Below are 14,379 nucleotides of genomic sequence, written 5' to 3'. Positions count from 1 at the left end.
CTCTTGTTTAGGTGTTTTGGTGGAGTAAATCGAGTTGAAATTCCATTTTAATTGAGGCGTAAGCTTCTTCGATAGAACAAGTTGAAAATTCCATTAACGAAGCAATTGCCTTGCGTTTTGCCTCAATACGCTCTGCTCTTTTAGCCTGATCCGTTATTTGGGCATCGGGATCACGTACATAAACTGTAATATTATTTAAGGCTTCGCAGTAAACCATTTGGAGGCTACAAAGCTTCGTCTGTAGTTTCTCGCAGGAAAGGGTTAGGGATAAGAGAGCAGCTTCCCGTGCGCCGTGCAGTATATCATCTAACTTTGCGCCTAACCTGTCTTCAAAAATCAGCTTCAGGCTTTTTTCCCACTTCTCTTGATAAAAATCAATAATTTGAAATTCATTACCCGGTATCACCTCATAGACTAACGGAAAGTAACGTTCTGTTTTCGTGAGTTCTGGCGCTAGTTGAAATTTAAAGATCAACACATCATCCGTAGAAACTTTCAAAATACTGTTAGCCTTTTCTGAGGAATGATTCAGGAGGTAGTAGGATAAACTCATGAAGTTGAGCTGCAGATTATTGGCCAATTCTATTAAGCCATCCGTTGCTGCTAGTAAGTACGCAAGGGGGTGTATGTCTACACTCGCTTCTTTATAAGACTCTCCCTCGATCCAGCCAAGGGGGGGGTAGCCTACCTTAAAGGGTTGTATTAGCCCGTTTTTGTCGATAAAAAAAGGCTCTGGAAAGCCACAATTAAGTATTTGTAGCGTGTTTGCCTCAAAATCTACTGTGGAAGCTAATATGCAAAGAGATGCCGATAGCGGAAAAGTACTGGGGAGATCCTGGTCAGCACTGTTTGCCCACTCTCGGTTTAATATCGTGTTAAAATAGGATACAATCTCTTCAATAGATGCAGACTTCTTTAACAGTCCGCGTGCTAGGCCCTGAAAGTAAGCGGACACAAAGGCAGCCCGTATATCATGCCCGGATACATCTCCTGCGAGAATCAAAAACTTTTTTTCTGCTATTTTTAGCACATTGATAAAGTCCCCGCCCACATCGGATAAGGGGTGAAAAAAATACTTCAGAAGATGTTCAACTTCCCTCGCCCGTATCGCCTTGAATATCTGGTCATACTGCCCGGCTTCTTTTACTCCCTGGGTTATATTGGCCGTGGCTCGCTTCTTTCGCGTGGTTTCAATCGCATTAGAAATAGCTTCTTGAAGTGCTTTGCGGTTAATTGGCTTTTCCAAAAAATCTAGGGCTCCTCCACGTAGAGAACGCTGTACCAAATCTTTTTCCCCTTCCGCAGTAATAATGATAGTAGATAGCGCGGGGTCTGTTAACTGTACCCATTCCAGTAAATCAAGCCCACTTTCTTCCGGCATGCGAAAATCGGTTAACACACACTCAAAGGTATGTATTCCAGATTTTTCTATGATCTTTTTAGCTTCTTTTACGCTACAGGCTTTACTCACATCAAGCCCAAGCATTTCCAGGCTGATGGACATAAATTCCAAGCCTGCAAAATCATCATCAACAACAATTATTCTAGCTTTATTGGCTTTCAAGGGGATATTAAAAGGATCTATCTTTTAACCTACTGCATGGAATGGAGTAGATCAAGATAAATGGTGGAGACGATCGGGATCGAACCGACGACCTCCACAATGCCATTGTGGCGCTCTTCCAACTGAGCTACGTCCCCATTTCGAATTGCCTATTCTTGCGTATTAAAAGAAAACGTCAACCAAAAAAGCTGGAGCCTTTTCATATTCCTATTCACCTCTTTTGTGGGAGTCCAATTGCGTATTTATTCCTGTTGACACTTGGTGATTGTTTGGTTTTAATTTAATATTAATTGCAAATAAAATATATTATATGGTTATTGGTGGTATTAGTGTTAGGAGTGTTAGTTTGAGTCTGTTTTCATATTGTTGTGGAAGTAGAAGTAGGGAAAGGGGAGAATCAACACGAAGATTGCTTGCTTCTGGCAGTTTGCGAAACAACGAAAAGTCAGAAATGAAAAGTATGTCGAGTAGGAATGTTTCCTTAAGTGCTTCTGGATTTGATGCTTCAGCTGAGGAGTTGTCGGATCTGCAATTGAATGTAGATGTTTCGCCGGTGAATGTTTTAAAAGAGAAAAAAGAAGAAACATATTCCTCTTGCAGTACAGATTTTTATACAGGTATTTACGATGACGATAGTTCATTTTTTGCAGATTCCGAAGAAGACGATGCTGATTTGAGCTTTGTGGTGAATTATTTTGCTAAAAAGGTTAAAGGGGGTTTAACGGCCGAAGAATGGGCTAAGTCGCGTGTGAGCCAAGAAATTTGTACTGCCACGGGTTTGGATGGTGAAGATGCTGGTAAAATAGCGGACAACGCACTGCAACGTTTTAATTCAGACTATATTTTCGGGTTTTTGCAGGGAACAGTGAGTATGCAAGATTTTCTAAAGAGGGTGGTTTCTTGCGAGGAAGATGAAACTGATTTTGGTGCGAGCTTATTGGGTAAAATGATAGATGATTGATCGTTGTTGGTTTGTTTTAGCTCATTTTTAAGACTTAAGAATCTATTTGATAAGATGCTTGACAAACGACGAAATTCTGTTGTTATAGGTATTTTCATTTGTTAAATAAGATTTATAGAAAGTTATGAAACCGACATATAATCCATCAAAGCTAAGGCGCGCACGTAAATGTGGGTTCCGTAAGTATTTAAAGACAAGCGCTGGGCGCAAGATATTGGCTAATAAGCGTCGTAAGGGACGTGCTCGTTTAGCAGCATCTCCTGTTTGATCCAATCGCGGTTCCGCGGTAAGTTAATGCGATTTAGGCATTGCCAACATATTCGGCGTGCACTTGATTTCGTAAGCCTGAAAAGTTCAGGAAAACGGATCAATTGTGGGTCTTTTGTTGTTTTGTGGCAATTGAGGCCCGAAGAAACGGGGTTGCCACGGTTGGGGCTGGTTGCGTCTTCCCGAGTTGGGAATGCTGTTGTCAGAAATCGAGCAAAACGGATTTTTAGGGAGATCTTTCGTTTAAACCAGGAAAAGTTGCCTAAGCATTGTGATCTCTTGGTGATTGCTAGATCCGGGGTGACGGAGTCTGCCTACAGCGAAGTTGAAGGGCGTTTTTTAAAAGCGTGTGACCGCATCAGTAAAGAAGCATCGCAGATGAAGCCAAATGATGAGGATATGCCTTCATGATTCGCAAGCCAATGGCATTTATAATGGTGCTGTTGTTGCGGGGGTACCAGTACGTGCTTTCTCCTGCTATTGTGGCTGTATTTGGGGCTTCTGTGAGATGTCGTTTCACTCCCACTTGTTCCACCTATGCGATTGAGGCATATAAGGCGCATGGTTTCTTAAAAGGCACGTGGCTAATGGTGGCACGGTTATCAAAATGCCAGCCATTTCATGAAGGAGGAGAGGATCCGGTACCTAAAACCTTTACATTTTTAAAAAAAAGAAGTTAACTAGTCACTTTATTGAATATTATGGACAAAAAGAATGGTTTAATTGGGGCAGTGTTGCTGGTAGCAGCATTTGGACTCATGTTTTGGCAGAGCAAAGTAACAACCGAACGTGCAGAGCAGTCTCGCGCATTGGTAAGCCAAGAACAAGAGATAAAGACATATACTGAGACGGACAAGGAGCCGAAGTTAACCGGAGAAGGAAAACGGTTTACGAAAATCAGCCAACCAACAGACGAAGAAAACGGCTTGTTTAGGGTGGTTTCGGAAGAAAAGGAGCTTGCAAAAGAGTTCCCCGAGGTTGCAGAGCAGGTTTATAGTTTAGAGAATGATTTTATAAATGTACGCTTCACAACGAGAGGTGGCGGCATTAAGGATATTGCGCTTAAGAAATACCCTGAAGCACAGGGGGATCCGGATCCGTATGTATTTAATAAATACAGTAAGAAAGCGGCTTTGGCCTTAGCTTACCTAGGAAGTGACGGTAGTTTAAAAGATTACGCGCCGCAGTTTGAATTGATTAGTCAAGGCAACGATAAGATACTATTTGGCGCAAAAACCCCGGAAGGCATAGAGATTTATCGCGGGTATAGCATTACTGATAACGAGGACAAAAATGATCCTTATATTGTGTCGCACGAGACGCGTTTTGTTAATAAAAGCTCTGACGATATTGATTTGAAGAGTTTATTTGTTGCGATTGGTGCTTACCCTCCAACGGAAGGGGATACCTTTGGTGAGTATTTGAATTTTGGTTATTATAACGGCCATGATGCGGAATTTGTCAAAATAGGTACTTTTCATGATTCAAAAGGGTTTTTTGGAATTGGAAAGAAATCTGCTGCAACGGAAGTTTATAAATCCGTTCGTCCGGTGATTTGGGGCTCCATTAAAAACCAGTTCTTTACGAGTGTATTGACACCTGAGATACCAGCGAATGGTATCTATGTAAGCACAATCGACCTTGGTAAGGATTCTTATGAAGAAGGATTGATGGGAAGTTTAGAATTTAGCATCGGGCAGATAGAGTCTGGCAAAGACCGCTTGATAGGCATGGAATATTATGTAGGGCCTAAGGAGTATACAAGACTTGAGGCGATGGGGCAGAAGCAAGACCTGATTATGCAGTTTGGTTTCTTCCGCTATATAAGCCAGATATTGCTTGTGATGATGAAGTGGGTACATAGCATTGTGCCAAACTGGGGCTTAACGATCATTTTCGTAACCGTCATCATTAAATTAATTTTGTGGCCGTTGACTGCTATACAAGTGCGCTCTGCGAGCCGGATGGCAAAGATACAAAAGCCTTTGCAAGAGCTTAAGGAGAAGTATAAGGATAACCCTCAGAAAATACAGACGGAGACGATGCGTCTCTTCAAAGAGAATAAAGTGAACCCTGCAGCGGGCTGTTTACCATTATTGGTGCAGTTGCCGATCTTCTTGGGCTTGTATTTTATGTTACGTACCTCTTCAGAACTTCGCTTTGCGAACTTCCTGTGGATACATGACCTTTCTGTACCGGATACCGTTGGCTTTGTATCGGGCTTCCCTGTAAATATACTGCCGTTTATTATGGCGTTGTCTATGTTCTGGCAGATGCGTTCGACGCCTACGCCTACAACGGACAATATGCAGAAGAAGATATTCCAGCTTATGCCGTTTATTTTCCTAATTTTCTGTTATAATTTCCCTTCAGGTTTGGTGTTGTATTGGACGGTTCAAAACTTGTTGACTATCCTACAGCAGAGCCTGATGAAAAAGATGAAGGATCCTGTCGTAGTAGCTCCTGTGGTGCTTGATACAAAGTCTCAGAGGAAAAATTCGAAGACAAAAGGTCTGAAGTCAAAGAAAAAGTAATTCTTTTAAAGTATTAAAATATATGTCTGGTCATAGTAAGTGGGCGACGACAAAACGTCATAAGGCAGCAATAGACGCGAAAAGGGGGAAACTCTTTAGCATATACGGCAAGGAAATCACAATAGCAGCGCGTGCGGGCGGGGGCGACCCCGAGTTCAACTCGCGCTTGCGTACGGTGATTAACAATGCCAAGGCAGCGAATATGCCTGCCGATAATATTGAACGTGCTATTAAAAAAGGAACTGGGGAGCTAGGAGGCGTTGAGATTCTGCAGCTCCTTTATGAGGGTTATGGCCCGGGTGGTGTGGGTTTTATTGTTGAAGTGACGACTGACAATAAGAATCGCAGCGCTTCCGAAGTTCGCAGCACCTTTTCTAAGGCTGGGGGTAACCTTGCCGGAGCGGGGGCGTTGGCTTATAATTTTCAACACAAGGGCCAATTTTTGATTGATGCCGAAAAGGTCAATGAAGAGCGCTTGTTTGAAGTGGCTTTGTTAGCGGGTGCTGAGGATATTCAAGTTGAAGAAGATCACTTTGAAGTGCTGTGCGCCGTGAATGATTTTGATAAAATAGCAAAGGCTTTTGAAGATAATAAAATAAGCTGTGAGGCTGCTGAGTTAGTCTATATACCCAATACTACAGTTGCGGTAACGGACCCCGAGATGGCGAAAAAAGTGTTACAACTTTTTCAAAAGCTTGAGGACTTAGAGGATGTCAAAAGTGTACACACAAACTTTGATATTGATCCAAGTTTGCTAACTGAGGAATAGTATTCGTTTATAAGTCTTGGACCTTTTGAAGGAGGAAGGCTTTAATCGCTAGCAACTTTGGTACTGCGGGAAGAGCTTCAAATGGTTTGAGGCTCGCTTCCGCCGTTTCTAATTCTTGTAATAATGACTGGACAACGGCATCCTTAATCTGATGCTTGTCCATGAGGGCCTTCACGTGCTCGAAACAATTTTCCTGGGATGCAAGAAGGGTTTGGAGTTGCTTGCGGTCTTCGGGAGCGACGTTCTCCATTAACAAAATAACGGGAAGTGTGTAGCGGCGTTCATTGAGGTCGGTGCCGAGGGTTTTACCGATCGTATCTTCTTCACCAAAGAAGTCGATTAAGTCATCATAAATTTGGTAGGCAATACCGAGTGAGCGGCCGAAGTTAGCGGCAGCTTCATGAAAGGCTTGATTATCGGATGAAAAAGTAGCTCCCAGAGCGCAGGCTACGCGAAAGAGCTCAGCTGTTTTGAGGTCTATGATACGGTAGTATTGGGTGAGAGAAATGGGTGTGTTGTTTTTAAAAAACGTTTGGGCTATTTCGCCGGCACAAACGCGGCGAGTGGCTTCTGCGATGGATCGACAGACGAGGGTTGTGGGGAAATCGGACGCTATTTTGAGCGAGTGTGAGAACAGAGCGTCTCCGAACAATATGGCTTCATTATTGCCAAATTTTTGAGACAGTGTTGCTTTGTTCCTTCGGATGAAGGCCTTATCTAAAATATCATCATGGACAAGAGTTGCCAAGTGGACTAATTCGATTATGGCCGCAATATGGACGAGATCACTGGATACAATATTATCTGAAGTCCAACCACTTAGAAAAACTAAAGAGGCGCGTATACGCTTACCGGACAGGTTGATGCAGTATTGAGCAAGTTCATGAAGCTCGGGCTCAATTTCATTTGTCTGTGCGGAGAGAAAATGATCGAGTGCTTTAAAATGAGGTTCAATCGAGCCTATAATATCCGTAAAGCTTAATTTTCTGGGTGAATTTGCTACGAGAGATGCGTTTGCCATGTTTTGTTAAAGTAAACATTTACGATGGCGGAATGGGATGAGAATTGCGATAAAAAATGAAAGGGGGGATTGTAATATGGGATGTTACCTTTTATTATTGTTGCAAAGAATCGAGTTTGAGATGGGGGAATGTTAACAAAGATTTCGATGAGAATGTTAAGAAGGTAAGCCATGAAATAAAAGGAACTGTTAAGAAGTTTGTTGACCTGCTTAAATCCCCTGTAGGACAACAAAATGCAACAGAGGGAAATAATTAGGCTCTTTCATAAGAACAAAAAAAGATCATGGTATATACCATGATCTTTTTTGTTGTTGGCAATTGTGTAAAAACCTAGCGACTGCGACTTCTGCGAGAACGGCTTGAAGTGGATGTTTCCGTGGTTTGATCGGTACTTGTACTATCTGTGCCGGAGAGGGTTTGCGCTTTGTTTTTCTTATTGCGAGCCTCTCGTGAGCGTTTTTTGTCTTTTTCGTTTTTCACTTTCTTCATTTCAGAAGCAAAAGCTTGTTTTTCACGAATCAGATTTGTTTCCAGTTGGAGTCTAGCTTTTTCATCAGATTCTTTATTACGCTCTTTTTGAAGGTCTTCGATCAACTTGCGTTCTGCGGGAGACATGCGCTCTAGACCGGGAACTTGATTATCAAAGGCATAGCCGGGTACATCGCTAGCATTGAGCTTTAAAGCGTTGAAGAGGCGAGGATCAATAATGTCCTTATACGTAGCACCTTCCGGGCTCAATGTTCGGGCGGTGATGAACATAATTAAGTTACGCTTATTATGTACTTTGGCTTTTGAGGAAAAGAGTTTTCCTAATCCAGGAATGTCACCAAAAATAGGAACTTTGTTAACGACATCTTGGATATCACGACGGATGAAACCGCTCAGGGCAGCTGTGTAACCGTTGCGAACACTTATCCAGGTATCAAATTGTCGAGCTTCTTCAATCGGATAAGTCACGCCTAAAGAAACAACGTCTGCTCCTTTTCGGCTCACTTTTGGCTTAAGGTGGAGGGTAATCAAGTCCGCACCCATGTTAACAAATGGTGTGACCTCTAGTGTCAACCCCAGATCGAGAATAATCGGGTCACTAGCTTCGTAGGTACCTGTTTGGCTATTGAAACGGGTTGTGATGACCGGGTATTTATCTGCAACCAACATGGTGGCCGTTTGGTTATTAAGGGTGATAATAGTTGGGTTAGAGACGAGCTTACTGTCCGTTTTTGTTTCTATGGCATTGAGTAGGACGTTAAATTGGTTCGCGTTAAAGAAAGCGATGTGTGCGCGTGTGCCACTGGGTTGTGGAATCGGGGTGGTGATCAGAGAATTCGGAATAGCATTCGTTGTTGTTCTTGAGCCAACATTAACCGGTTCGTAGAGGTAATCAAAACCTGTTTTGAAGACATCTAGAGCGGCAAGAGAACTCCAGTCAAAGCCCAGGGCTCCGTCATCGTTATCGTTCATTTCAACAAGCTTAGTTTCGATTAACACTTGTTCGCGTGGCTTATCGAGAGGGGAAGTTGCGAGCAGTTGTTCAATCTCGGCCAAGGTTGAAGGACGGTCACGAATGATTATGGAATTGGAGCGTTTATCGACCTGAATTTGGCCACCGCCACCGCCACCTTCAATAAGAGGCCTGAGCGAAGTGGCAACCTCTTCTGCGGTAGCATATTTAATACTGTAAGTGCGCAGAGCCATGGGCTCCTGATTTAACTCATCGAGGGAAACGATATAAATAATGTTTCTATCCTCAGTGAACGTGAAGCCAACGGGTTTCAGGACGATTTTAAAGATTTGGCGCCAGGTGACGTTACGCAGTTTTATGGAAGTACTGCCGATGAGGCTGTCTGGGATGATTACGTTGAGTTCGTAAAGGTCTGAGACATTACGGATGATGGTACGAATTTCCTCTTCAGGAAAGTCAACGGAAATCAATTCATCATCTGATATAGAAGTTGGTTCTTGAGTCGTGGTATCTGATGGGAATTCTAGAGTGACGCCACTTGTGCTCGTGGGTTGAGGAAAGAGCTCTGGGATGTTTTGAAAATTTGTTTTCGACTCTAGGGGAGCTTGATTTTCGGAAGAAAAATCGATCACTGAAGGGGAGATTTCCGGTTGTGCTTCTTCATCGCTTTGCAATCCCTGGCCGAGCAGAGGAAGCGTTAAGACAAAAAGTGCCAGAGAGGGGATGAGTTTTCGCATAAAGGTCATTAAGGCTTAGAAATTTCGGGTTGGTCGGGCTCGGGTTTTGGCTCGGGAGGGGTAGTTGCTTCTGTTGAGGTATTATTATTTTCCGGTTTAGCTCTTTTGATATAAGGGTTATCAAAGTTTATGTTAACATCATGGGTATCTTCACTAGACAGACGAACTGTACCCTGGGTTGCGGGGCCGAGCTTTTTTGAAATAGTGGCTTTATTTAAACGTAAAATATAATTTGATTTGTTGATTGATTCAACAACAATAATGTAGGGGCGGAAGTTTACGGTTGCGATGAAAGATTCTCCTTCCGCTACTTTGTTTTTATCAAAAATGAGAACTTTATAATCGCCACGAATCATGTAACCGGTTGGGTTGACCAGGCTAATAATGGTTTTGAGGATTTCATCATCCGGCGGGCCTTGTTTACCGGGTGTCATATCCTTTGGCTGAGTTTGCGATTGGTTTTTTTTATAACGAACCGCTTCAAAGACAAACGGGTTTGGGTATAGTGCGAAGTCAGGGTAGGGTTGAAGGTCTTGCAAATTAATATTTCGATTTCCTTCAGCAAGCATAGCCTCTCTTTCTTTAATGCTGATCACCTTTTCAAACCCCGCGGCATCAAACGGGATTGCGGCGGCTTGCATGCTTAAGAAAGGCAGTAGCAGAATGGTTAACGTGACTGAGAGATGAAATCGCATGGGTATTAGTTTGCGCTTTTGCTAAAGAAGCCGATGTTTAATTGTATTTTGAGTTTACTAGGATCGGCTGAGGAGTCTGGAGATATAACGCAACGGGTAATTCTTGCGAAGAAGTAGCCAACCTGAAGTTGATAAATAAGCTCCAAAAGTTCAGGGAAAGTACCCGAGGCTTCGATGTAATAGTTGCTCACAAAAGCTTGTTCTTTGTTGTCCTTCTTATTTTTCTTCTTTTTGCTAGCGGGAGTAACAAAAGGCTCTACAAGCTCTTGCCGAGGATCCTTTAGTTTTACCTTAGTAGCTTGCTCGAGACTAAAGAAATAATGGTAGTTACGAGCCCGATCTGAAGGATTGAGCATACGTTCGTTGATATTTATCAAGATCGTATTTAATTTTTGGAGGTCTGCTTCCAAACCTTGTGAATTGATCTTATTTGAATCCAGGATCGTATTTTGGCGTTTTAGATAATCGTAACGTTGTTCTAGCTCAGGGACACTATCCGAGCGAAAGTAAATCAATAGAATTATGATAAGAGAAAGCAGCCCGGCTCCAATGGCGAAAGGGTATTGTTTTGCTTTTAAAATGAGTTGCTGAGTGTTCATGCGGAAATGCTCGAATCTTTTGTGCTTTCAGGCTCCTGTTTCTCTGATTTGAGCGGAGGAAGCGAAGGATCCAGAATCAATTTCAATGAATAGTTAAATAATTCGGAAGCAGCATCACGTTGTAGGGAGACCACTTCTATGCTCACAAGATATTCCATTAAACCAGGTTGAAGTTTTAACATATCAGTGTAGCGGTTCATGGCTTCCAGGGCTTCATCAAACGCACCCTTTACGGCACCTGTTATATTAACTGTGTAGACGCGATTAATCTCTTTATCGGTGACCAGCTGATCTTCGAGAATTGCAATAGAATCATACACGATATCGCTTGGCTTTGTTTCAGAAAGCTCCATTAATAGCGCGAGAGGGTCAAGAGATGGGTGAAAGAAGTATTGAAGCTCTTGCGTGAGGATGGCATCTTGTTTAAATTCGCTACTGGTCTTAAGGAAACGCCTATTTGTGAAAGAGAGAGACTGAATTCTTGTTTCCAAAAGTTCATTTTCATTGCGAATAACACCTGCTTGTATTTCTTCAAAAATATAGAAGCCAAGGAGGAGCAGTGCGATTGTGATCGCGAATATGTTAACCAGAAATTCAGTACGTATGACCTTTGTATCCGGGAGCGTTTCAGTATCTCGGAAATTCGGGTGCCAGGGGACGCTGGAAAACGGGTTACTTTTATTTCTTTTTTGCACTAGTTTTTTCTGAAATAACAGGAGGAGGCGTGATGGAAGTTAGCAGGCTTACGGGGCCAAACCAATGGTAGTCTAGTTTGCTTAAGTCGACATGCTCACTTGCTGTAATTTGAAAGGAAGCGAGCCATTTTGCGATATTGGGCGAAAAGACATTCATGCCCAGAAATTGGACAAGCGTTTGGTTGATCCAGTCAAGGTTAGGAGGCAAGGGGGATAAGAAAAAGGTTTCTAGCGTCTGGCCAGTTTGTACCTCATAAAAACCGATAGACGCTTGAAGTTCTCGGATGAGTTTATTTAAAAGTACGGGGCCTTTTTCTGTAAAGTCGAACGTATTTGCGTAAAGGAGCTTTTGCGCGGAAGATTCATCTTTAAGCCCAAGTTGCTTCTGGATTAAAGGAACCATGCTATTCAGACCATAGGCTAATGGGCGAGAGAGGTCTAGGTGATCATCCTTAACAATGTAAACGGACGCACTGTTGGGCGTAATTTCCAAGGCCAGGGTTGGACTTTTGTCGATGGTACTATAGCGGGTGAGCCCACCGAGTATTGAAAGCGAAGCGATCTCAACGCGCTCTGGGTAAACCCCATAGGATAGTAATTGATTTTGCAGGTCGGAGAGTTCGTGACTCAATGCTCCGCAAAAAATCAAATCTTTTTGAATTATGCCAGCCGGGTTATACATTTCACCATTCTTGGCGTTAAGAATAGCGATTTTATAATTTGACGGGTCGATTTGGAGTTGCTCGCGAATATAATTAGGAAAGAAATTGGGTTCCTTCGCTCTAAGCGCATTTTCTAAAGTGACTTTTCTAACAAAGCGACTTGGGGGGTAGATACAGCAGAGGGCCCGGGAAAACTGACCCTTTTTGGTCCCCATCATAGCGTGAATAAATTCTTTAGCCTCGGCTTCGTTACTAGGGTCGCACTCGCAGATCTCTTCAATCACTATGGGTGGGGTAAACGAGTTCGTCCGGATCACCTTTATGGAGTGGCCGGAGAGTTCCAGGAAGAGGCCGCTGGATTTATTTTTAATCATTCAGGATAGTGGCAACTATGTACGGCGAAAAAATAGGGTTGAAAACCGGTTGTTTTTGGGGATGACAATTGAAATCGTTCCTAATTATACAACCGTAAGCATGGCTAAATTACAAGTAAAAAACGCTATTAAAAACCTTTCACTTGCCTTGTTTGCTCTCTTCTGCCTCTTTTGTACCTGCTTTTTGGAAACTTCAAAAGTATAAATCGATTGACATATTTAGCAAAGTCGTTAATGACTTTTTAGTGAGTCTAGGTTTTGAATAAGGCAGCCGATGCCGTTCAAAATCTGTAATATATTATGAATTTGAGTAATAAGAAATAATGAAGATTACAAATTATATTAAATGGATTTTGCTAACACTGGGTAGCTTTGTATTTATTCTGGTTGCTTGTCATGGTGAGGAAGTGAACCCACAAACAATAGAATTTCCATTGCATATTCATAGTTATGGTGATGCCCAAATTACGGACTTGTGGAATATACTAAAACACCGTGTGGAGGTGAACCCCTTTAACTTAATTGCGACATTGATTTTTTTCTGTGCTATTATTCATACCTTTATGGCAACGCGATTTGAGCGATTAGCGGGGTTTTTTAAAAAGAAACATAAAAATATGCTGATTGCTAGTGGCCGTGAGAATGAAGTTAATACCAGTGTTTGCTTCAAATCAGAGCTATGTCATTTTTTTGGTGAGATTGAGGCTATCTTTGCTATTTGGCTCGTTCCCTTAGTTATTGTTATTATATACTTTTTTGGATGGAAAAGTCTTGTCGGCTACATTGATGGCAAAGTGAATTATACTGAGCCCATGTTTGTGGTGGTGATTATGGCGATTGCTTCAACTCGCCCGATTTTGAAATTGGCAGAAAACTGTTTGAAGATCTTTGCCAAAATAGGGAAGTGTTCCTCAGGGGCTTGGTGGTTATCCATACTAATAATAGCACCTCTTTTGGGTTCATTTATTACCGAGCCTGCTGCTATGACGATTGCGGCTCTTCTCTTGGCGCGCCAGTTTTATAACTTAAAGCCGCCTGCGCATTTTTGCTACGCAACCTTGGGTTTGTTATTTGTTAATATTTCAGTGGGAGGTACATTGACCCATTTTGCGGCACCTCCTGTTTTAATGGTGGCTAATGTCTGGAATTGGGATACCCCCTTTATGTTTCTTCATTTTGGAGATAGAGCTGTTACGGGCATCATAATTGCGACTGCGGTTTACTATTTTGTATTTCGTAAGGAATTTAGAGAATTAGATAAAAAGGTAAGACACCAGCGAGGCACAAATGCCCCTTTTGTGGAAGGAGAGCGCGTTCATAAAAAGGAAGTGCCAGTACCCATATTCATTTCTTTTGTTCACGTTATTTTCTTGGCATGGACAGTCTTTACGCTTCATCATCCTCCGTTGTTTATTGGTGGGTTTTTGTTCTTCCTCGCGTTTACGCAAGTGACGATGAACCATCAGAATCAATTGCACATTCGTGGTCCTTTGTTAGTAGGTTTGTTCCTTGCTGGTCTCGTCACTCATGGTGGCCTTCAGCAATGGTGGATCCAGCCTGTTTTACATGGGTTGAGTGAGTTGCCATTATTTATTGGAGCAACTGTCTTAACGGCCTTTAATGATAACGCGGCTATTACGTTTTTAGCCACATTGGTACCGAGTTTTGAAGGTAATATTGTATTACAGAAAGCGATCGTGGCTGGCGCTGTTACGGGCGGTGGTTTAACGGTGATTGCTAATGCTCCGAACCCGGCTGGTCAGTCCATTTTAAGCCATTATTTTGAGGGGGGTGTTTCTCCGTTAAAGTTGCTTTTGAGCGCGTTGTTCCCAACGGTTGTTATGGCACTTTCTTTTATGCTCTTTTAGGGGAGAAATCTATTAATTATTTTTCAGAAGCATTGGCATTCTGATTGGCTTCCTTTTGATCCCTATGCTCTTTCCACTGGTCAAGTACTGTGTGCGCGGACATAGGGATTCTTAATAAATAGGCAGTTCTGCCGATTAGGTGCGCCGCAACGGGCGTTGTCAGGAAGATA

General features: G+C 42.5%; 15 protein-coding genes and 1 tRNA gene. 8 read left to right on the top strand and 8 right to left on the bottom strand.

Going from position 1 to position 14,379, the window contains the following annotated elements:
* Positions 1-7 precede the first annotated feature (7 nt).
* On the bottom strand, positions 8-1,564 hold the full coding sequence (locus tag AUJ82_08535) for a hypothetical protein (protein ID OIO58559.1): 1,557 nt from the start codon (positions 1,562-1,564) through the stop codon (positions 8-10).
* 61 nt (positions 1,565-1,625) lie between these two features.
* Positions 1,626-1,701: transfer RNA gene (locus AUJ82_08530), tRNA-Ala, on the bottom strand.
* A gap of 323 nt (positions 1,702-2,024) precedes the next feature.
* Here AUJ82_08530 and AUJ82_08525 point away from each other — a divergent pair.
* The 5 genes from AUJ82_08525 to AUJ82_08505 all read left to right on the top strand — a co-directional run bounded on the left by AUJ82_08525 (position 2,025) and on the right by AUJ82_08505 (position 6,095).
* Complete coding sequence (locus AUJ82_08525; protein ID OIO58558.1) at positions 2,025-2,525, top strand: hypothetical protein; 501 nt, start codon at positions 2,025-2,027, stop codon at positions 2,523-2,525.
* A gap of 294 nt (positions 2,526-2,819) precedes the next feature.
* Positions 2,820-3,203 carry a ribonuclease P protein component gene (locus AUJ82_08520; GenBank protein OIO58557.1) on the top strand — a complete coding sequence of 128 codons (384 nt, stop codon included), beginning with the start codon at positions 2,820-2,822 and terminating at the stop codon, positions 3,201-3,203.
* Positions 3,200-3,472: a membrane protein insertion efficiency factor YidD gene (locus AUJ82_08515; GenBank protein ID OIO58556.1), complete on the top strand. Its 273-nt coding sequence runs from the start codon at positions 3,200-3,202 to the stop codon at positions 3,470-3,472. The genes AUJ82_08520 and AUJ82_08515 overlap by 4 nt, the downstream gene beginning before the upstream one ends.
* 21 nt (positions 3,473-3,493) lie before the next feature.
* Complete coding sequence (locus AUJ82_08510; GenBank protein ID OIO58555.1) at positions 3,494-5,326, top strand: hypothetical protein; 1,833 nt, start codon at positions 3,494-3,496, stop codon at positions 5,324-5,326.
* Between the two features lie 22 nt (positions 5,327-5,348).
* Entirely contained in the window at positions 5,349-6,095 is a 747-nt protein-coding gene (locus tag AUJ82_08505; protein OIO58554.1) for a transcriptional regulator, read from the top strand.
* A 7-nt stretch (positions 6,096-6,102) separates the two neighbouring features.
* On the opposite strand, the gene AUJ82_08500 is transcribed toward AUJ82_08505, so the two are convergent.
* Entirely contained in the window at positions 6,103-7,116 is a 1,014-nt protein-coding gene (locus tag AUJ82_08500; GenBank protein OIO58553.1) for a hypothetical protein, read from the bottom strand.
* 56 nt (positions 7,117-7,172) lie between these two features.
* On the opposite strand from AUJ82_08500, the gene AUJ82_08495 reads away from it, so the two are divergent.
* On the top strand, positions 7,173-7,373 hold the full coding sequence (locus AUJ82_08495; GenBank protein ID OIO58552.1) for a hypothetical protein: 201 nt from the start codon (positions 7,173-7,175) through the stop codon (positions 7,371-7,373).
* Between the two features lie 74 nt (positions 7,374-7,447).
* Here AUJ82_08495 and AUJ82_08490 read toward each other — a convergent pair whose 3' ends face one another.
* Genes AUJ82_08490 through AUJ82_08470 form a run of 5 tightly spaced genes read right to left on the bottom strand, consistent with a single transcriptional unit; the run spans position 7,448 to position 12,251 of the window.
* The gene (locus tag AUJ82_08490) at positions 7,448-9,325 is read right to left on the bottom strand and encodes a hypothetical protein (protein ID OIO58551.1); all 1,878 of its coding nucleotides are present in this window, start codon (positions 9,323-9,325) and stop codon (positions 7,448-7,450) included.
* Positions 9,325-9,957, bottom strand: a complete 633-nt coding sequence (locus AUJ82_08485; GenBank protein OIO58550.1) for a hypothetical protein — start codon at positions 9,955-9,957, stop codon at positions 9,325-9,327. The genes AUJ82_08490 and AUJ82_08485 overlap by 1 nt, the downstream gene beginning before the upstream one ends.
* 59 nt (positions 9,958-10,016) lie before the next feature.
* A complete protein-coding gene (locus AUJ82_08480) occupies positions 10,017-10,610 on the bottom strand; it encodes a hypothetical protein (protein OIO58549.1) in 594 nt (197 codons plus the stop codon).
* Positions 10,607-11,305, bottom strand: coding sequence for a hypothetical protein (locus tag AUJ82_08475; protein OIO58548.1), 699 nt, complete (start codon positions 11,303-11,305; stop codon positions 10,607-10,609). The genes AUJ82_08480 and AUJ82_08475 overlap by 4 nt, the downstream gene beginning before the upstream one ends.
* The gene (locus tag AUJ82_08470; protein ID OIO58547.1) at positions 11,289-12,251 is read right to left on the bottom strand and encodes a hypothetical protein; all 963 of its coding nucleotides are present in this window, start codon (positions 12,249-12,251) and stop codon (positions 11,289-11,291) included. The genes AUJ82_08475 and AUJ82_08470 overlap by 17 nt, the downstream gene beginning before the upstream one ends.
* A gap of 1 nt (position 12,252) precedes the next feature.
* Here AUJ82_08470 and AUJ82_08465 point away from each other — a divergent pair, with 1 nt between their 5' ends.
* Both AUJ82_08465 and AUJ82_08460 read left to right on the top strand, forming a co-directional pair.
* Positions 12,253-12,546: a hypothetical protein gene (locus AUJ82_08465; GenBank protein ID OIO58546.1), complete on the top strand. Its 294-nt coding sequence runs from the start codon at positions 12,253-12,255 to the stop codon at positions 12,544-12,546.
* Positions 12,547-12,664: 118 nt separating this feature from the next.
* Positions 12,665-14,209 carry a hypothetical protein gene (locus tag AUJ82_08460; GenBank protein ID OIO58545.1) on the top strand — a complete coding sequence of 515 codons (1,545 nt, stop codon included), beginning with the start codon at positions 12,665-12,667 and terminating at the stop codon, positions 14,207-14,209.
* The last annotated feature ends 170 nt before the right edge of the window (positions 14,210-14,379 follow it).

The sequence above is a fragment of the Verrucomicrobia bacterium CG1_02_43_26 genome, from assembly GCA_001872735.1.
Taxonomy (GTDB): Bacteria; Verrucomicrobiota; Verrucomicrobiia; order Opitutales; family CG1-02-43-26; genus CG1-02-43-26.
Note: the sequence above shows the minus strand (reverse complement) of the source record. Positions and strands in the feature narration are given on the sequence as shown.

What these genes read in the sequence shown, in the direction of transcription:
- AUJ82_08495 (OIO58552.1), top strand. Translation starts at nt 7,173, where the DNA reads ATGAAAGGGGGGATTGTAATATGGGATGTTACCTTTTATTATTGTTGC.
- AUJ82_08510 (OIO58555.1), top strand. Translation starts at nt 3,494, where the DNA reads ATGGACAAAAAGAATGGTTTAATTGGGGCAGTGTTGCTGGTAGCAGCA.
- AUJ82_08465 (OIO58546.1), top strand. Translation starts at nt 12,253, where the DNA reads ATGGGTGGGGTAAACGAGTTCGTCCGGATCACCTTTATGGAGTGGCCG.
- AUJ82_08490 (OIO58551.1), bottom strand. Translation starts at nt 9,325, where the DNA reads ATGACCTTTATGCGAAAACTCATCCCCTCTCTGGCACTTTTTGTCTTA.
- AUJ82_08505 (OIO58554.1), top strand. Translation starts at nt 5,349, where the DNA reads ATGTCTGGTCATAGTAAGTGGGCGACGACAAAACGTCATAAGGCAGCA.
- AUJ82_08520 (OIO58557.1), top strand. Translation starts at nt 2,820, where the DNA reads ATGCGATTTAGGCATTGCCAACATATTCGGCGTGCACTTGATTTCGTA.
- AUJ82_08515 (OIO58556.1), top strand. Translation starts at nt 3,200, where the DNA reads ATGATTCGCAAGCCAATGGCATTTATAATGGTGCTGTTGTTGCGGGGG.
- AUJ82_08525 (OIO58558.1), top strand. Translation starts at nt 2,025, where the DNA reads ATGTCGAGTAGGAATGTTTCCTTAAGTGCTTCTGGATTTGATGCTTCA.
- AUJ82_08500 (OIO58553.1), bottom strand. Translation starts at nt 7,116, where the DNA reads ATGGCAAACGCATCTCTCGTAGCAAATTCACCCAGAAAATTAAGCTTT.
- AUJ82_08480 (OIO58549.1), bottom strand. Translation starts at nt 10,610, where the DNA reads ATGAACACTCAGCAACTCATTTTAAAAGCAAAACAATACCCTTTCGCC.
- AUJ82_08485 (OIO58550.1), bottom strand. Translation starts at nt 9,957, where the DNA reads ATGCAAGCCGCCGCAATCCCGTTTGATGCCGCGGGGTTTGAAAAGGTG.
- AUJ82_08460 (OIO58545.1), top strand. Translation starts at nt 12,665, where the DNA reads ATGAAGATTACAAATTATATTAAATGGATTTTGCTAACACTGGGTAGC.